Genomic DNA, 17,466 nt, shown 5'->3' with positions numbered 1-17,466 from the left:
ATTGCGGATCGTCGCGACCATGTGCTGCCTCCTTACTTGTTGTGCGGCTTGATGATTCGACGGTAGCACCGGGAGTTGCCGAGCGAAACCGATTATCCGGCAGGCCAGTTCACCAGTGCCACCGAGCCGCGCCGACACCGCGTCGCTTCGGGTCACGGAAGCCGGTTCGCGCGTCACCTACCATGCAGTGGAGAGCAGACCTGGAGGTACGCGATGTTGTCGGCCGTATTGGCGCAGCCGGAGAAGTTCCACACCGCGGTGTCGGTCGGGCAGCAGGTCGGCGAACACGTCGGCATCTTCGCCTTCGCGGTCTCGGGAGCCCTGCTGGCGGTGCAGAAGAAGTTCGACATCATCGGAATCGCGGTCCTGGCCACCGTGACCGCCGTCGGCGGCGGGATCATCCGGGACCTCGTCATCGGCCGGACCCCGCCGATCGCGTTCACCCGGCTGTCCTACGCGGTGGTGGCGCTGGCCGGCGCGCTGCTCATCTTCTGCTGGCATCCCCCGCTGCGGCTGACCCGCTGGCCGCTGTACACCACCGACGCCTTCGGCCTGGGCATCTTCTGCGTCACCGGCACCGAGACCGCTCACCGCTCCGGCCTCGGCGGCCCTTCCGCGGCGATCGTCGGCGTGGTCGCCGCGGTCGGCGGCGGTGTGCTGCGCGACCTGCTCGCCGGCGAGATCCCCCTGCTGCTGCGCCGCGACTCCGAGCTCTACGCGATTCCCGCCCTGGTCGGCTGCACGGCCACCGCGCTGCTGATCCACTACGGTCACCTCGACGACTTCACCGGCGCGATCGCCGCCCTCGCCGTCTTCGCCCTGCGCGTCCTCGCGCTGCGCTACCACTGGCACGCACCCCAAGCCCGCCCGCACCGCCGCCGCTGACCGCCTGCAGCCCAACGCATTTCCCCCGACTCGCCCCGAAGGAGATCCCGTGCTCGCCGTCGTACAGCTCATGGCCGCCCTCGCCGGCCTCGTCCACGTCTATATCTTCGTCCTGGAGTCGATCCGCTTCACCGACCCGAAGGTCCACCGCCGCCTCTTCCGGGTAGCCGAATCCGACCTTTCCGCCGTCCGCAACTGGGCTTACAACCAGGGTTTCTACAACCTGTTCCTCGCCATCGGCGCCATCGCCGGGGCGGGCCTGGTCCGCTCCTACCCCGCGACCGGATGGGCGCTGATCGTCCTGGCCTGCGGCTCGATGCTGGCCGCCGCCGTAGTCCTGATCACCACCGACCGCGCCATGCTCCGCTCGGCCATCGTCCAAGGCATGTTCCCGGCCCTCACCCTGCTGGCAGGTCTGACCCAGCTGTAGCGGCAAGGATCGCCACCGCAGGCGCCGGACCGTCCGAGGGCGACCTCACCGATCTGATCCTCGTCGATCCGGCAGGTGAAGGTCGCCTCGAACGGGTCTTTCGGTGTCCTTGCCGTTCGGGCCGTCGGCGGCGCCGAATTCGAAGGTGGTCGTCACCCGCTGCGTCACCGCCGCCGTGACGGTGAGTCGGGCCCGCCGATCAGAATCAGGTTGCAGCGTCGCTGCTCCACCGAAAGGCGGTGTCCGGCACCGAGATTGACATTGCGCACGCCGATACTGTGCAGCGGGTTCTTCGGGCGCACACAGGCCTCGATCTCGAAAGATGATGGGCGCCAACGAAAGTGGCGACCGGCTGGCGCCGTGTGGATGAGGTACATTCTGCTGAACCCGATCCGAGACCGCCTGCGGGCAGTCGATCGATGGAATCAGTCCGTCCAGCTGAAAGCTCAACTCCGCGTATGGAACCCAACGAACCGCCGTCGCCGGAGCAACCTGCCGTGCGGATGCCCCCCGCCTATCCGGAACTGTCGGCGGCGCAGACACGAGTCGTAGAGCAGACGATCCGGTGCGTCGACGAGATCTGTCGGCGCCATCCTCAGTTGGGTTCGGCGGTCATCCGCCTGCTGCGGACCGACTACAAGAACTCCAGCATCCATCGACTGCTGCCGGTGCCGATCCTCGGAGCGCTCACCGGAGAAACGGATCCGGCGCTGCCGCTGTGCGTCCTCTCCCGGCTGTGGTGGACCGGCGCCGATATCTTCGATGACCTCAACGACGGCCATTTCGACCCGACCCGGGTGGGACTGTCCCCAGGCCAGGCCACTATCGCGGCGGTGGCGTGCATGGGCCTGCTGCCGTCGGCCCTCGTCGCGCAGCAGGTGACGCAACCGACCGCGGTGCGCAACGCATGGATCGAACAGATCGCGGACGCCAATCTCGACGCCGCGGACAGCCAGCTGGCCGACATATCCTCCGCCGTCGACGCCGGCTCCGTGACCGACGTGCTGCGGAACTACGCCGGCAGATCGGGTTCGGCCTGCGCCCGCGACGTCGCGATGACAGCGGAGCTGGCCGGCGTCACCGCAGCCGAGGTTCCGTTGTGGCGAGAGTTCGGCCGCCGGTTCGGCGTGCTGCGCCAACTCGCGAACGACCGCAAGTCCCTGCTGCGGGATGTGCGCGACGACGAAGACCTCGCCAACGGCACCCGGACGCTGCTGCTGGCCCACGCGCTGGAGGGTTCGACGGCACAGGGGCGCGACGAGATCCACCGCGTGAGCGACCGAGCACGAACCGATCTCGCGGCCCGCGCCGTGTTGCGGGATGTCCTCACCCATCCCGACACCACCGAGCGATATGACGCACACGTCGTCGAGATCGGCCGGCAGCTGAAGTCGACGCTCGTCGATCTGGCCGCGCCGTCGCGACACCGTGCGGCCGTCGAGTGGATGATCGACGAGTCTGTCGTCACCGCAGTGTGTAGCGTGCGGATTCCGACCTAGCCGCAGTTCGAACGACCGCCCTGCCGACGGTGATTCGGCGCGAACACAGAAATCCCCGAACCCACAACAGCGGGTTCGGGGATTTCTCACACAGGTCGGATCGTTCGCGCCTGAGCGGACACCTGTGCCGAACTACCGAGAACGGCAGAGGTTCGGTGCCGGCACCTCGTCAGGCATCGATCGTGGTCTTCGGCCCGGTGAACCACTTCTTGACCGACAGATGCCAGGCGGCCCACAACAGGGCCAAGGCGCCGAGCACGACGATCGGGGTGTAGTTCACGAACTTCCAGGCGAAGTCCGGCGACCAGGGTGCGCCCGCCTCCGCGGTCGGGAACATGGCGATCACCGAGGTGACGAGGATTTCGACCACCGCCAACGGCGCCATCCACTTGTATTTCGCGCCCAGGTTCCATTTACCGGCCGGGAACGTGTCGCCGGCCTTCCAGCGCAGGAAGATCGGGATCGCGAAGGACAGGTAGAGGCCGACCACGCCGATGGACACGACAGCGTAGAAGGCGACCGGGGTCGGCGAGCCGTTGATATCCACCTTGACCAGTGCCGGCAGCGTCAGGATGACGCTGGTCACCGCAGTGGCGAGGACCGTCGCCACCGGCACGTGCCTGCCGTTCAGCTTGGACAGGGTGCCGGCGGCGGGAATCGCCCGGTCCCGGCTGAACGCGTACATCATGCGCGAGGTCGAGGTCATGCTGGCGAAGACGCAGAAGAACTGCCCGACAGTGGAGATGATCAACACCGCGCCGGTCCAGTTGGGGCTCAGGGACTGCCCCAGCAGCGCCGGGATCGCACCGTTGGCCTTGGTCAGCCCGTCCTCGTCCTGTACGGCGAACAGGAACGCCAGCAGCAGGATCCAGCCGCCGATACCCGAGTACAGGATGGATTGCCAGATGCCCTTGGCCGCCGCCTGCGAGGCCGATTTGGTCTCCTCGGACAGGTGGGCGGAGGCGTCATAGCCGGTGATCGTGTACTGGGTGAGAATCACCGAGATCGGCAGCACGAACAGCAGGAAGCCGGCACCGCTGGTGGAACCGCCGAAGAATCCGGTGTTGTTCACGGTGTGGGTCAACACCGCACCGAGGCTCGCGTGGTGGTCGGGCAGGGCGAACAGGATCACCACGACCGCCGCCGCGCCGACCACGTGCCACCACACCGAAATGTTGTTGAGGATGGCCAGCAGGTGCGAGGAGAAGATGTTCACAGTCGCGGCCAACGCCAGGATGACGATGAACTCGATGAAGACCCGAGTCAGGCTGTAGCCGGCGGCCCAGCTCTGGCTGAAGGTGCCCACCACGGTGTCGAAGAACGACGCGCACCCGTAGGCGACCGATGCGGTGACCGCGAGCAGGCCGATCATGTTCAGCCAGCCGGTGTAATACCCGGCTCGCGGCCCGCCGAGTTTACTGGCCCACCAGTAGATCCCACCGGAGGTCGGGAACGCCGATACCAATTCCGACATACAGAACCCGATCACCAGGATCAGGATGGAGACCAACGGCCAACCCCACGCGATGGCTGCGGGACCGCCGTTGTTCCAGCCCAGCCCGAAACTGGTGAAACAGCCCGACAGGATCGAGATCATCGAGAACGAGATCGCGAAATTGGAGAATCCTGACCAGGACCGGGTCAATTCCTGTTTGTATCCGAGTGCGGCCAGCACCGATTCATCGGAGTCTTCCTCCGAAATTCTCGCCTCGGCATCGATACTCACCACGAGCCTCCACTTCCGTAAATCCGGCGGTCCGGGAAGTCTCCGGTCCGCGACGGATCGAGCATCGAGCCGCCGTGTTTCGGAATGTGACCTCAGTCGTTAGGTCGGCGTAAGAGCGTGTTTCGACTCGGAAAACCGTAGTGAGAAAAGTTCGGCTGTGCGCCACTCGGCCGCCGAACAGTGCACGGTCATGCCGAATGCTGTGCGTTCTGTCGGAGCGTCATAGTTCGGACCATGGAACCTCGAGCCATAGTGAGGTCCGTCCGGCTTGGAGCTGGAGGTGGAAGTCGGGGCCCTCATGGGTCCGATCCTCTTCGGGATCGGTGAGTTGGCTGATGGTGCAGATGTAGTCGCCGTTGGGGAGCTCGAGACCGGATCCGTAGATATCCCTGTCGTCGCCCACGGTGGAGTCCGCGAACTGGGCGGCCATGGTGACGGTGTCCAGATTGACGACGACCAGCTCACCACGCGTCACGGTGATGGGCCCGGCGATTTGCCTGATGATCGGCAGCCCCGGATCCACCGGCGAATCCGACAGGTCGATCCGCCACTGCTCCTCGCCGCCGGTCCCCCACAGCAGCATCGTCCGCTGCCGCATCTGTGATTCGACGCGCTCGAACAGCCCCTCCAAGGTCCAGTCCGCACCGACGAACGACGTGTACGCGTGTGGGTCGACAAGACCGAGAAATCCCGAGTCGTCGGTCATTTCGTCGATCCGATGCTGAAACTGCGCCATACGTTCGATCCTCCCGGGATTGATCGCCGAACCTTACCGACACCACCGCGCCGCGCACGTCACGACCGTTCGGTCAGTGTCGCGATGACGGGGTACTTGGTGTTCAGTGTCAGCGAGGAGATGGGAGTCAGGTCCGGCTTCTCGACGGTCCACTCGAAGCGCCGCGCTATGGTCGACAACGCCAGCTGCATTTCCATCAGCGCGAACGCGTTACCGATGCATATGTGACCGCCCGCTCCGAAGGGCAGCAGCAGGTTACGGTCGCGGGCGGCCACGGCGTCGGGGGCGAATCGGTCCGGGTCGAAAGTGTCCGGCCGGTCCCAGAATTCGGGGTGCCGGTGCGCGTGGTAGTAGCTGTAGATCACCGAGGTTCCGGCCGGGATATGGAAGCCGCCGATCTCGTCGTCCGCCACGGCGCGGCGCTGCCCCATCCACGCCGGCGGCTTGAGCCGCAGCACCTCGTCCAGCACCTGCTTGGTGTAGGACAGCGCGGACAGGTCGGTCATCTCGGCGTGCCCGCCGGGCAGTGCGCCGTCCACGCTCTCGTGCAGTCGCTTGCGCTCGTCGGGATTCACGCTCAGCAGCAGCATGGCCGACGTCAGGGCGGACGCGCTGGTCTCGTGACCGGCGAAGAGCATGGTGACGACCTCGTCGCGCAACTCCTTGTCGGTGAAACGCTCGCTGGTGTCCTCGTCCTCGGTGTTCATGAGCATGGACAGCAGGCCGCCGGTCTCCTTTTCGCGCAGTTCCTGGATGACCGCGTAGACGACGGCGTCCATCTCGGCGATCGCCCGCCAGAAGCGACGATGGCTGGGGGTGGGAACCTTCAAGGGCACGAACGGCATTCGCACGAACCGGCCCAGTTCCACATTCGCGTTCTCCGCCGACCGGGCGAAGTCGGCCACATAGGCGCCGTGCGGATCCAGGCCGAACAGCGCGCGCACCACGATGCGCAGAGTCAGGTGGCTCAACTGCTGACCCAGGTCGACCGGCTGCCCGGTGCGGGCGTACTCGCTCCATTCCGTGCACATTCGGTCGATCTCGGCCACCATGATCGCGCTCAGGTCGGCGATCTGCTTGTGGTGGAACGCCGGCTGGACCAGGCGCCGGTTGCGCCGCCAGCGATCGTGGTCGGCGATCGTCGCCAGCCCGCGGCCCGCGAACGGCTCCATCACGTCGTACATCTGGGTTTCCCGCGTGAAGTTCCGCATACGTTCCTGCAGGATGTACTTGATGTAGTGCGGATGGGTCACCCCGAGCATGTTCCCGTTAACCAGCTGGAAGCGAAAGACGCTGCCGTGCTTGGCCATCGAGTCGGACAGGAACGAGATCGGGTCACCGACGAATTGTTTGGTGTTGCGGACACGACCCTTGATCAGCGGGGAAAGCTCTTGGGCTACAACAGAACTGGACATAACCGTTGATTAAAGCGGGCATTGCCCGGATTTCCCGACCATGGGGATCGCCCACCAGACCCCGCTGACCCCGGCGTCATCGAGCGAGCCGGCCAACAGTTGTGGAACCCTTGACGTTCCCGGGCCTGGCCGTGGAGCCCGGACACCCTCGACGATTTGTGGCTTGTCGCAACATAATTCAGGCTTGCGTCAGGGACGGCGACGGTTAGATTGTGTGGGTGCGAGCCGTGGATCAGGTCCTGCTGCCGAAGTATGTGCTCGACCATACCGGCTTGGCAGCCGCGGCGCGGCGGCGGGTGGCGCGGGAGGCGGGTCTCGAGGACTGGATGCTGTCGAGCGGGGATGCCATGGTGTCCAGTGATTGTCAGCTCCGGTTGTGGGAACTGGCCGAACACGAGCTGGACGATTCCGATGTGGCGCTGCGTGCCGCGGCGGCCTACGCACCCGGCAAGCTCGGACTGCACGACTATCTGCTGACCACGGCTCCGACACTGCAGGAGGGCTTGGCCGCCTGCAAGCCGTTCCTGAACACGATCACCACCAACTACGATTTCGATCTCGCGGCCTCGGACGACAGCGAGGTGACCGTCGCCATCCAACTGTTCAGCGGTGAGGGCCGAGCACGGGAACTGGCCATGCAATTCGCCGTGGTGGCCAACGTAGTCCGGGCCCGCCGCCTCACCGGTCGGCGGGTCGCCCCGGTGCGGGTCGGTTTCCGGCAGCAAGCTCCCGGCCGGACGGACCGGTTGGTCGAACTGCTCGGCACCACCCGGGTCGACTTCGGAATGCCGACCGATCACATCACCTTTCGCCTCGGCGACCTCGACAGCCGCCTGACGACCGCCGATCCCGTTCTCGCCCGAATCGTACGGCGGTATGCCGAAACGATTCCCGCGCCGTCACCGGTCGTCACCACCTGGACCGACCGGATGCACGGCATCCTGCTGAGCATGCTCGGCGAGGAGCCCGTCACGATAAATGTCGTCGCTCGGCGAATGGCGACCAGCGGGCGCAGTCTGCAACGCCGGCTCGCCGAGGAGGGCACGACCTGGACCGCGGAACTCGATCGCGCGCGACGCGCCCGCTGGGACCGTGTCGAGCGGTCACATCCGAAGGTCACCGGCGAAACCGCGAGAGAAATGGGCTATGCGGACGTCAGGGCGCTGCGTCGAGCTCATAGGCGGTGGTCCCACATGCGCTGAGCGCCGCGCAGGTCATGGCGCGGGATAGCGGGTATTCGGCACGTTCCGTCCTTACGCGTGGTCACCGGCGGCTGGATGATGAACCGGTCCACTCCCATCAAAATCTCGGAGTATCCCGTGTCCTCAGCAACGATCGTGGCAGCTCCCGGAGGGAAGCCTTTACTTGGGCATGCCCTGCAATTCCGCAACGACCCGTTGGCATTGTTCGAATTCCTTCGGGACCAAGGCGATATCGTCTCGGTCACGTTGGGCCCGCTGCGCGCCTACGTGCTGAGTTCCCCGGACCTGATCCGGGAAGTTCTTGTCGCGAAGGCACGGTCGTTCGACAAAGGGGCCCAGATCCAGGGCGCACGGGACCTGTTCGGCAACGGTCTGGTGGCGTCCGAGGGTGAGGAACATCGGCGGCAGCGACTGTTGATGCAGCCCGCGTTTCGGCGCGAACGCATCGCGAACTATGCCGTCGTCATGCGCGAAGAGATCGTCTCTCACCTCGACACCTGGCAGGACGGACGGGTTGTCGACGTCCGCGTCGAGATGACCGCACTGGCGCTGGCGGTGGCGTCGAAGACGCTGATCTCCTCGGAGATCGGCGAAAAGCTCTCCACCGAGGTGAAGTACAGCATGCCCCGGCTGCTGGATCTACTCTTCCGACGCATGACCAACCCGGTGCCGGTGCTGAAACGGCTGCCGTTGCCCAGCAACCGGGAGTACAAGGCCATTCTGGAGCGATTCCACGGATTGGTGGACGTGGTCATCTCCGAGCGCAGGCGCGACACTGCTGCCCGGAACGACTTGCTGAGCATGCTGTTGGAGGCGCGCGGAGAGGACGGAGAACCGCTGTCCGATCAGGAAATCCACGATCAGATGGTGGCGATCATCATCGCCGGATCGGAAACCACGGGGGCGATGCTGTCGTGGGCGTTCCACACGTTCGGCGAGAATCCCGAGATCGAGGCGCGCGTGCACGCGGAGGTCGACGAGGTGCTGGGCGGCCGCCCCGCGGAATACGCCGATGTTCCCCAGCTGGCCTACACCGCCCAGGTGGTCAGCGAGACACTGCGGCTGTACCCGCCGGGGTGGATCCTGACCCGCCGCGCCACTGCGGACACAGAGATCGGCGAGTACCGCATCCCGGCCGGGACCGACCTTCTGATGAGTCCGTATGCCGTGCAAAGGGATTCGCGCCTATTCCCGAACGCGACCACCTTCGACCCTGACCGCTGGTCGCCGGAACGGGTGACCGAGATTCCCCGGCACGCGATGCTGCAGTTCAGCGCCGGACCCCGCAAATGCATCGGCGATGTATTCGCCGTGGTCGAGGGAACTCTCGCGCTGGCCACCATCGCCGGCAGCTGGCGCCTCCGTCCGCAACCGGGCACCCGGATGGAAAAGGTCGCCGCCAGCACTTACACCACCCGAAACCAGCTGATGATCACAGAGAAACGGGGCAGCTGACCGCACCCCATCCGACGGTTCGAGCGACGCATGGGTGGACCGGTCACTCGGCTACCGGTTCGCAGGTGTCGCTCCACCTGTCGTGCTTACCTCAACTCCCGGTCACCCGAGCGAGAGACGACCCCCCGACCTCCGCGCTCGTTATCCATCACAGTGACGAGGTCGTGGCGGTCACGAGCGAAACAGCCGTACGAGTTGGCGTTTGGGGACCTTGGCTCGCAGCTCGTGCAGCGCCGTCGGGCCGGGCGCCGCGTTACCGATGACGGACCAGCTCCGCCGTGTCCCGAGGACCGCGTCGATTCCGATGCGCATGTCCTTGACGGCGGCCCGCTTCGCCTTAGGGACGTTGTCCATGGTCGCCATCAGGGCGAGCAGGTCAGCCGCGAGGTTGAGCGTCCACACCTCAGCTGCTGTGTACACCTCGAGGGTGCCGCCGGCGCCGTCCACCGCGAGCCCGGCCAGCTCGACGCGTGCTCGCGCGGCCATCACGGCCTGGGTGAGTACGTCGGCCGCCCCGGTCAGGCCGCGCGCTTCGATTCCGCGCCGCACCGCGGGCTCGTCGACCAGGGCGGCGTAGCTCCGCAGCATGGCGCCGATCAACCCACGCTCGTGCGTGTAGGGCCCGGCGTCGACCCGCACCAGCGAATGGCAGTAGGAACACAGCCCCTGGGGAGTGAGCGTAAGCGGCGCACCACAGTTGGGGCATTGAACAGATTCCGGCTTCATGGTCCGTTCCTCACCGCACGCGGTCGGTGAACCGTCCGGATTGCGGACCCAACCAGCTCCGGTGATGTTACCCGAGCCGAGGGGCCGGGACACTCCGCCGGCGTCCGGTGGGCACTCGGCCCGCGCGATGCGTGAGCGGTGGAAGGCATTCCGCCACAACGCCACCCAGCCGCCGCGGCTCAGCTATCCAGAGTCATCGGGGGACAGATGAGGCCGAACCCGCACTTCTGTCCGTTCCGGATTCAGGTGGCGAGGTTCGGGGCCCTGAGGTGGATTCCCCGCAGACCTCGGCTACGCGTCTGCGCCCTCGAATTTTCCGGGACGGAAAACTGCAGTGGCGCCGTGACCTGCCGCGATCCGGCGGGCTCGCCCGGAATCACACACAGCCGAGCCGCGCGATGCAAATCTTGGCCGCACCCAACGAGAGATCGATGACGGTGCCGTTGGAGGTCGGCCTGCTGCTCTTCGGCTGCCTCGGCGACCCGTGCTCACCGCTGGCGCCGACCGTGTCCGCCGACCTCGGACTGCCGGCGAGCCAGAGCTACTGACCCGACCTGGCGTCACTCGGAGGCCGGCCCTCCGTCACGCGGCTACCCACGAGCCGCGCGACGGAGCCCGAAATACATTGGGCAACATAAATCGAAGCCCTGACCCCCAGACAGGGGAGCAACCGACGCCGAGATCGGCCGATTCCTGGCATTTCAGGCAAGCACCCTGACGAGCTCGGTCGCAAGCGAAGCTGCCGAAAGAGGGTTCTGGGCGGTGAATACATTGCGATCCGCTTCGATATGCACAGACCACGGAGGCCCGGATCGATAATCGATCCCGAGGTTCGCCAGCCGGTCCGCGAGCAACCACTTTGCCATTTCGGCATGCCCAGCTTGCCGCTCCTCAGCATTGCTGAACGCAGTCACCCGATATCCGGCGAAGGGCGAAGTACCGTCGGCTCGGCCAGTCGCGAGTAGTGCGGCCGGAGCATGGCACGACATTCCCAGCGGCGTCCCTGTCGATAGCGTCGCAGTAAGGATCTCGGCCGAGATCGGGTCCGTGGCGAGATCTTCCATGCAGCCGTGTCCGCCCGGAATGTAGATCGCCTCGAAGTCGTTCACCCGGACCTCATCGAGGGGCACCGGCTCCCAGAGCTCCGTAGCCGCCTCGAGGGACGCACGTACATGGGCGGACCCGCCTGGACCGGCCATCGGCCCGGGCGTCAGACTGAGCCGATCAACGGCCGGGAGCACACTACCCGGCGTGGCGACCGCAATCCGATGTCCAGCCCTGCATTCGCCGAAGTCAGCGCGGCCCAATCGTCGACGCCGCCGGTGCGGCGCAGGGCGGTCACCTGTTCGTTGACGGCTCCCGGCGACGTGAAGTGCAAGGTCCTACGACCGAGCATCTGTTCTTCCGTTCCCGTCAAGCGGTGGGTGAGATCCGCCGGGGTGGGCGCTCGGGGTGAAACCCGGCAGCGACGAACACAGCTCCGACACCGTTCGCCCGCAAGCCTGCACAGTGCCGTCGGGGCGGACGAGCACGGCGGCGGCGCGCCCGCCGCGCAGCCAGCGGTGCAGCGCGGTACCCGGCACGGCACGCAACACCACGCCGCCGCGCTGTTCGACCGTCGCCGCCTCCGTCGGCGACGGCCCGGCCGTCGTGATGACGGCATAGCGCCCCGCGATGATGTCGTCGACCCGACGCCCGTCGGCCATCTGTTCGTTCGGGACCAGCCTTCCGGCCAGACCGCGCCGCAACCGCGGTGCGGCCACCAGCGCGGAGCGGTGCAGCGGCGGTGACTCTCCGCTGATGATCGTCCGGGTCAGCCCGGGCAGCCGGTGCAGTCGCGGAGCGAGCAGGCCGCGCAGTCGATCGCCCAGTTCGCCGCCCTCGGTCATGGTCAAGCCGGTGAGCTTGGCCAGCCGGATCATCATGTGCGCGTGCGGTTTCCGCTCGGTTTGGTAGGTGTCGAGCATCGATTCCGGCAGCTCGCCGCGCAGTACCCCGGCCAGTTTCCAGCTGAGGTTGGCGGCATCGCGCATGCCCGCGCCCATGCCCTGACCGATGAACGGCGGAGTGAGGTGGGCGGCGTCACCGAGCAGGAACACCCGCCCGGCACGCCACCGGTCGGCCAGTTGCGCGCGGAAGGTGTACTCCGCCACCCGGACCAACTCCAAGCCCTCGCGGTCGACGTCGGCCAGCCAGGGGCCCAGCAGCGGCCACAGTCGGGCGAGATCACGGAAGTCATCGGCGGATTCGCCGGGGCGCAAACGGAATTCCCACCGATGGCGGGTCGTGCCGATGCGCATGTAGGTCGCGGCTCGACGCGGGTCGCACACCTGATGCACGCCGCCCCAGTGTCCCAGGTCGGCGGTGGTCGCGAGGTCGACGACCAGCCAGCGCTGCTCGAATCGCAGGTCGCGCATGCGCGCGCCGATGGTGGTGCGCACCAGGCTGTTCGCGCCGTCGCACCCCAGCACGTAGCGGGCGCGCACCGACTCGGACCCGCCGGTGGCGCGGTCGTCGAAATCGACTCGGACACAGTCTTTCTCCACGGCTATTCCGGTGACTTCGACACCGCCGCGCAGCGAGACCGCCGGATGCAGCGCCAGATCGGCGCGCAACAGCGCTTCCAGCTCCGGCTGGTCGAACAGGTTGGCCTCGGGAAAACCGTTGCGGCCCCCGGCCGGATCGCGGTCGAATTGCGCCAGCACTCGATGCCGCGAATCCACCAGGCGCAACCCCAGGGCGGGCCGGCTGATCGCGTCGAATCCCGCGCCGATACCCAGACGTTCCACGATCCGCCGGATCTCACCGTCGAGATGGACCGCGCGCGGTTGCGGATAGACACCCTCCCACCGCTCGAGCACCATCGAGGGGATCCCGTACTGGGCGAGCAGCGTGGCCGCGGTGAGCCCCGACGGGCCCGCCCCGACGATCACCACCCGAACTGTCGGCGACGTCATCGGGGCCCACCGGTCAATGTGGCCACGTAGGCCGCGGCGACCAGAGCTGTTCCGGCCGCGGGCACGATTCCGGCTGTACCGTCGCCGTTTCGGAGATGGCCGGCGACCGCACCGGTCATCAACACCACCAGCCCGACCCCGGCCGCCCGGCCTATCACGGGTCGGACCGGTCCCAGCAGCACTCCACCGGCCGCGAGGAGTTCGACCGCGCCGATGCCGCGATAAGCGGTGGTGGAGTACCCGAGGTGCGCCGCACGCTCACGCATCGACGCGACCTTGGCCGTCCCGAGGGACAGGAATTCGGCGGCCAGCACGCCACCGAGCACCCTCGCCACGGTTTTCATTGCCGCACGTCGATTCTCGCGTCGATCGCATAGCGGCCCAGGATCGCCTCGACTGCGGGTCGGTCGGCGTCGGGGTTCAGCACGACGGTGGCGACGATCGTGCCGTCCTCGACCGCGGCGGCGATACCGGCCACACCGGTGGTCTCGGCGAACGCGTCGAGCAGTTCGCGGCGGGTGGCATCGGCGCGCAGGCCCAGCTTGTAAGGCTTTCCGACATCGGTGACGGGTAGCGCGTCGAGGATGGTGACCGTCTTGGGAGCGGCGGCGCGCTCGTGCACCCGCTCGGCGGCCCACGCCACCAGTTCGTCCTCGGTGACCTCGGCGCCCGCGGTGAGCGCGACGTAGGCGACCGGGACCTCACCGGCGTGGACGTCCGGGCGGCCCACCGCGCCGGCCGCGCTCACCCGCGGGTGGCTCAGCAGGGCGTCCTCGATGCTCGCGGGATCGATGTTGTGGCCGCCGCGGATGATGAGATCCTTTGCGCGACCGTGCAGATGGATGAATCCCTCCTCGTCGATATGGGCGAGGTCGCCGGTGCTCAGCCAGCCGTCGACCACGGTGCCCAGTCCGTCGAGGCGGTGACCGTGTTCGTCGCGGCCGGTCACGTATCCGGCGAAAACCGTTGGGCCACTGATGACCAGGACCCCGGTCTCCCCGGCGGGCAGTGCCTCCCACACCCCGTCTTCAGCCGTGCGGACGACCGCGACCTGCTGATAGGGCATGCGTTGCCCGACCGCGCCGGGCCGGGGAACATCCGGGAAGCTGCGCGCGGTGGCGCACGTCGCCTCGGTGAGACCGTATCCCTCCACCAACGTGACCCCGGTGTGCAGCTGGAAGTTCTCGCGCACCGCGAGCGGCAGCGGGGACGCGCCGACCATCGCGTAACGCAAGCTGGTGATGTCGGTGTCGATCGGACACTGCGCCAGCACCGCGTAGACCGTCGGCACGGCGCTGATCGCGGCAATTCGGTAGTGCGCCAGGATATTCCAGAACTCCGCGTAGAGCGTCATGTCCCGGTATCCCAGCGGACCGGCCCATACCACCGGCTGTCCGCGGAACAGCGGGGCGAGCAGGGTGACGACCAGTGCGTTGACGTGGAACAGCGGCAGCGCGGCGAAGACCACCGATTCCTCGTCGAGCAGCGAGTTGGCGGCGATCATCCACGCATTGGACACCTCACCGGAATGACGGTGCGCCGCCAGCTTCGGCACACCCGTCGTACCGCCGGTGTGGAACAGCGCCGCCAGATCCGATGCCTTCGGCGGTTCTCCGTGAAAACTGATCGAATCCTGTTCGGCGGCAAGGGTATCGAGGTAACCGATGCGGAGGCCGTCGATACCGGGCAGGGTCGGCGGCGGCTCCGGGGCCGCCGTCGGACGCAACACCAGCAGGGCATCCAGCAGACCGCGCGCCGCGAGTTCGCGTGCGGCGGCCCAGGTGTCAGGCTCGAGTTCCGGACCGGCGGCGATCAACACCCGCGCTCCCGAGCGGCGCAGCAGCTCCGCGACGTGCTCGTGTGACAGGCCGCCGTTGATCGGTGCGGCGATGCCCGCCAGCTGTGCGGCGAGAGTGGCCGGGATCAGTTCCGCGCAGTTGGGCGCGATCAGCGCGACCGCGTCGGCGCGGCGCACACCCAGCTCGTGCAGCAGGTTCGCGTACTTGTGCACGTCGACGAGCAGCTCGGAGTAGTTGCGCTGCAACGGCTCTCGCCATCGCGCCGCATCCGGCAGCACGGTGACCGCGGTGCGCTCCGGCCACCGCGCCGCCGCGCGGACCAGCAGGGCGTAGGTCGATTCGGGCAGACCGCGCGCCTCGAGCGGTACCGCTTCGATGGCCGCCAGGTCCTCCGGGCTGGTGTACCGGGGCCAGAGCGAGTCCTCGGTCGAGGTCTCGAGGGTCGTCGTGTTGTCGGTCATCGGGCGTACCTCACGACCGTGCGCTGGCGGCCCAGGTCGAGGGCGCCGTCGTCGGTGCCGATCGCGGCCTCGACCACGTCCCCGTCCTGCAGGTACTTCGGATTCTTGGCCTGCCCCTGGAAGAACAGCTTCCACTTGACCTTCGGCGGCAGCAGCGAGCCGAGCAACGCTACGGCCTTGGGCGGGGCACTGAGCGCGGTGCCGATCGGGGTTCCGGTGAGCAGCAGATCCCCGGCGTCCATGCGCTGGAATCGGGTCAGGGTACGCAGCGTCTCGACCGGCCGGTAGATCATGTCCGCGACCGTCATGTCCTGCCGCACTTGGCCGTTGACCCACAACCGCAACCGCAGGTCCCCGAACCGCTTCAGCTCGTCGGCGTCGAGCAGCACCAGCGCCGGGCCGACCGGCGTGAAGGTGGGATACGACTTCGCCTCGTAGAACTGGGTTTTCGGCAGCTGGACATCGCGGGCGGACACATCGTTGGTGACGACCAGGCCCGCGATGTAGTCGGCCAGGTTCTCCGCCGTCACCTCCGACCCGACCGGCATCTCACGGCCGAATACGAGGCCGATCTCCACTTCGTAGTCGAGCAGTTTCACGTGCGCGGGCCGGATGACGTCGTCGTGGGGTCCGCTGATCGATCCGGACGCCTTGCGGAAGAACGTCAGCGGCACGGTTTCGGGGTCCATGCCCGAGTCCTTCACGTGCGAGGCGAAATTCGTCATCTGCGCCACCACCCGGCACGGCGCCGTCACCGGGGAAATCAACGAAAGGCTTTCCACTGCCACGGTTTCCGCGCCGGATGCCGCTGCGGTGATCGCCGCACGATCGGCGAGCAGTTCCCGCGTGGTCGTCGCGGTGGTATCGATGCGGGCGGCACCGGCGGGGGTCTGCACCCACCAGGCGTCGGCGGTGCGGAGGATGGATGTGCTCATGAGTTGGCTACTTTCAACAGGCCGCGCAGGCGGCGGAGATCGAATTCGTTGTCCTCGCGCAGCGCCTCGACGATCGAGCGCAGTTCGCGCAGCGATTCGGCTCCGGGCTTGATGCCGAGGAAGTCCTTGGTTATGGGCGGGCCCCACTGCGCCAGACCGGACGCGGTCATCGGCGCCCAGCCCGGTTCGAGGGTGGAGTCGAACATGTCGCCGTCACTGAAGTGCTCCACCATGAACCCGTCGGGATCGCGCCAGTAGTCGAAGATCTGGCTGCCCTGAATATGGCGGCCGATCCCCCACGATCGGTGATAACCCTGCTCGCGCAGATACTCTCCACCGGCCGCGAGCGCGTCCAGGTCGGCGACCTGATACGCCGAGTGCACATACCGGTTCGAGGGGCCGAGCGTGAGCGCGAGGGTGTGATGATCGGCCGGCACCGAACCCTGGTCGCAGCGAATGAAACTCATGACCGGACCGCGCTGTCGCTGGCCCGGGTAATAAAGGAAGTCGCTGACGATCAGGCCCAGATTCCGCAGATACCAGTCGAGGGTTTCGCGGTATTTCGTCGATTGGATCACCACGTGCCCGAGCCTGCGCACGCGTGCCGGTGCGCGCAGCGGCCGCTGCGGGGCATTCACCCGCGCCACCTCGTGCCCGAAGTTGAACGTGTGGGGCCGCTGCGTCGGCAAAGCCTCCAGTTCGTGCGTCTCGGCGACCACCCGCACCCGCAGGCGGCTCGGATCCACGAGGTCGACGGTCAGCCCGCCCAGCGACTCCGGCAACGGCACGGCTCGCGCACCGGTCGCGGCGGCCAACCGCAGCAGATCGGCGGAATCGACCGCACGAAAGGCCGGGCCGACGAAGCGCGAGCGAGCCCCACGTCGAACGAGCACGCACGGCGAGCCTGGGTCAGTCCCGCGCAACTGCAGCTCGTCGGCGGTCCGCGCGGCGGTCGCGAAACCGAAGGCGTGGGCGAAGGTTTCCGCCCGATCCAGATCGGGCTTCTCGAACTCGAGCCACGCGAGGTCCAGCACTTTGATCACGGGGTCGCTCGCCCGGCCCGGATGCTCGCCCGCATGCGCCCCGTGCTCGCTGTGCAGATCGCTGTGTACATCGTGATGGCCGGTCATCTACCACTCCCTTCCAAGTACTGAAGATATCGTCACTTAAGAGTGGGTCGTCAGTCAAGACTTCTCTGACGATTACGTCAATATTGATTCGAGCGGCTACGATGTTGAGT

The 17,466-nt window shown here is 67.0% G+C and carries 15 protein-coding genes; 5 read left to right on the top strand and 10 right to left on the bottom strand.

Annotated elements, in window-relative coordinates:
- Positions 1 to 213: 213 nt before the first annotated feature.
- The 3 genes from EBN03_RS14005 (at position 214) to EBN03_RS13995 (ending at position 2,814) form a co-directional block, all read left to right on the top strand.
- Positions 214 to 885 carry a trimeric intracellular cation channel family protein gene (locus tag EBN03_RS14005; protein WP_122188468.1) on the top strand — a complete coding sequence of 224 codons (672 nt, stop codon included), beginning with the start codon at positions 214 to 216 and terminating at the stop codon, positions 883 to 885.
- Between the two features lie 49 nt (positions 886 to 934).
- Positions 935 to 1,315 carry a DUF1304 domain-containing protein gene (locus EBN03_RS14000; protein WP_233608377.1) on the top strand — a complete coding sequence of 127 codons (381 nt, stop codon included), beginning with the start codon at positions 935 to 937 and terminating at the stop codon, positions 1,313 to 1,315.
- Positions 1,316 to 1,773: 458 nt separating this feature from the next.
- Positions 1,774 to 2,814 carry a polyprenyl synthetase family protein gene (locus EBN03_RS13995; RefSeq protein WP_122188467.1) on the top strand — a complete coding sequence of 347 codons (1,041 nt, stop codon included), beginning with the start codon at positions 1,774 to 1,776 and terminating at the stop codon, positions 2,812 to 2,814.
- A 169-nt stretch (positions 2,815 to 2,983) separates the two neighbouring features.
- Here EBN03_RS13995 and EBN03_RS13990 read toward each other — a convergent pair whose 3' ends face one another.
- From EBN03_RS13990 to EBN03_RS13980, 3 genes are all read right to left on the bottom strand, one after another.
- Entirely contained in the window at positions 2,984 to 4,543 is a 1,560-nt protein-coding gene (locus EBN03_RS13990; RefSeq protein ID WP_122188466.1) for an amino acid permease, read from the bottom strand.
- Positions 4,544 to 4,760: 217 nt separating this feature from the next.
- A complete protein-coding gene (locus EBN03_RS13985; RefSeq protein ID WP_122188465.1) occupies positions 4,761 to 5,276 on the bottom strand; it encodes a hypothetical protein in 516 nt (171 codons plus the stop codon).
- Between the two features lie 59 nt (positions 5,277 to 5,335).
- Positions 5,336 to 6,691 (bottom strand): cytochrome P450, encoded by a 1,356-nt coding sequence (locus tag EBN03_RS13980; protein WP_122188464.1) that lies wholly within the window; start codon positions 6,689 to 6,691, stop codon positions 5,336 to 5,338.
- A gap of 218 nt (positions 6,692 to 6,909) precedes the next feature.
- Between EBN03_RS13980 and EBN03_RS13975 the strand changes: the two genes are divergently transcribed.
- Complete coding sequence (locus EBN03_RS13975) at positions 6,910 to 7,893, top strand: AraC family transcriptional regulator ligand-binding domain-containing protein (RefSeq protein WP_147471580.1); 984 nt, start codon at positions 6,910 to 6,912, stop codon at positions 7,891 to 7,893.
- A gap of 57 nt (positions 7,894 to 7,950) precedes the next feature.
- Positions 7,951 to 9,348, top strand: a complete 1,398-nt coding sequence (locus EBN03_RS13970) for a cytochrome P450 (RefSeq protein WP_122188462.1) — start codon at positions 7,951 to 7,953, stop codon at positions 9,346 to 9,348.
- A gap of 171 nt (positions 9,349 to 9,519) precedes the next feature.
- Here EBN03_RS13970 and EBN03_RS34130 read toward each other — a convergent pair whose 3' ends face one another.
- The 7 genes from EBN03_RS34130 to EBN03_RS13930 form a co-directional block, all read right to left on the bottom strand.
- Positions 9,520 to 10,074: a zinc ribbon domain-containing protein gene (locus EBN03_RS34130; protein ID WP_158675623.1), complete on the bottom strand. Its 555-nt coding sequence runs from the start codon at positions 10,072 to 10,074 to the stop codon at positions 9,520 to 9,522.
- Positions 10,075 to 10,775: 701 nt separating this feature from the next.
- Positions 10,776 to 11,273 (bottom strand): type 1 glutamine amidotransferase domain-containing protein, encoded by a 498-nt coding sequence (locus EBN03_RS13955; RefSeq protein WP_122188459.1) that lies wholly within the window; start codon positions 11,271 to 11,273, stop codon positions 10,776 to 10,778.
- Positions 11,274 to 11,456: 183 nt separating this feature from the next.
- On the bottom strand, positions 11,457 to 13,031 hold the full coding sequence (gene mhpA / locus EBN03_RS13950) for a bifunctional 3-(3-hydroxy-phenyl)propionate/3-hydroxycinnamic acid hydroxylase MhpA (RefSeq protein WP_122188458.1): 1,575 nt from the start codon (positions 13,029 to 13,031) through the stop codon (positions 11,457 to 11,459).
- The gene (locus tag EBN03_RS13945) at positions 13,028 to 13,375 is read right to left on the bottom strand and encodes a DoxX family protein (protein ID WP_122188457.1); all 348 of its coding nucleotides are present in this window, start codon (positions 13,373 to 13,375) and stop codon (positions 13,028 to 13,030) included. The genes mhpA and EBN03_RS13945 overlap by 4 nt, the downstream gene beginning before the upstream one ends.
- Positions 13,372 to 15,291, bottom strand: coding sequence for an acyl-CoA synthetase (locus EBN03_RS13940; protein ID WP_122188456.1), 1,920 nt, complete (start codon positions 15,289 to 15,291; stop codon positions 13,372 to 13,374). Before EBN03_RS13940 ends, EBN03_RS13945 begins: the two co-directional genes overlap by 4 nt.
- A complete protein-coding gene (locus EBN03_RS13935) occupies positions 15,288 to 16,226 on the bottom strand; it encodes a fumarylacetoacetate hydrolase family protein (protein ID WP_122188455.1) in 939 nt (312 codons plus the stop codon). Before EBN03_RS13935 ends, EBN03_RS13940 begins: the two co-directional genes overlap by 4 nt.
- Positions 16,223 to 17,356: a VOC family protein gene (locus tag EBN03_RS13930; RefSeq protein ID WP_122188454.1), complete on the bottom strand. Its 1,134-nt coding sequence runs from the start codon at positions 17,354 to 17,356 to the stop codon at positions 16,223 to 16,225. The genes EBN03_RS13935 and EBN03_RS13930 overlap by 4 nt, the downstream gene beginning before the upstream one ends.
- Positions 17,357 to 17,466 lie beyond the last annotated feature (110 nt).

It is taken from the genome of Nocardia stercoris (genome assembly GCF_003696265.1).
Lineage (GTDB): Bacteria > Actinomycetota > Actinomycetes > Mycobacteriales > Mycobacteriaceae > Nocardia > Nocardia stercoris.
This window is presented reverse-complemented; position numbering and strand designations above follow the sequence as displayed.

Coding starts and splice junctions, on each gene's coding strand:
- EBN03_RS14005 (WP_122188468.1), top strand. CDS start 214: ATGTTGTCGGCCGTATTGGCGCAGCCGGAGAAGTTCCACACCGCGGTG.
- EBN03_RS13995 (WP_122188467.1), top strand. CDS start 1,774: ATGGAACCCAACGAACCGCCGTCGCCGGAGCAACCTGCCGTGCGGATG.
- EBN03_RS13985 (WP_122188465.1), bottom strand. CDS start 5,276: ATGGCGCAGTTTCAGCATCGGATCGACGAAATGACCGACGACTCGGGA.
- EBN03_RS13980 (WP_122188464.1), bottom strand. CDS start 6,691: ATGTCCAGTTCTGTTGTAGCCCAAGAGCTTTCCCCGCTGATCAAGGGT.
- EBN03_RS34130 (WP_158675623.1), bottom strand. CDS start 10,074: ATGAAGCCGGAATCTGTTCAATGCCCCAACTGTGGTGCGCCGCTTACG.
- EBN03_RS13955 (WP_122188459.1), bottom strand. CDS start 11,273: ATGGCCGGTCCAGGCGGGTCCGCCCATGTACGTGCGTCCCTCGAGGCG.
- mhpA (WP_122188458.1), bottom strand. CDS start 13,031: ATGACGTCGCCGACAGTTCGGGTGGTGATCGTCGGGGCGGGCCCGTCG.
- EBN03_RS13945 (WP_122188457.1), bottom strand. CDS start 13,375: ATGAAAACCGTGGCGAGGGTGCTCGGTGGCGTGCTGGCCGCCGAATTC.
- EBN03_RS13940 (WP_122188456.1), bottom strand. CDS start 15,291: ATGACCGACAACACGACGACCCTCGAGACCTCGACCGAGGACTCGCTC.
- EBN03_RS13935 (WP_122188455.1), bottom strand. CDS start 16,226: ATGAGCACATCCATCCTCCGCACCGCCGACGCCTGGTGGGTGCAGACC.
- EBN03_RS13930 (WP_122188454.1), bottom strand. CDS start 17,356: ATGACCGGCCATCACGATGTACACAGCGATCTGCACAGCGAGCACGGG.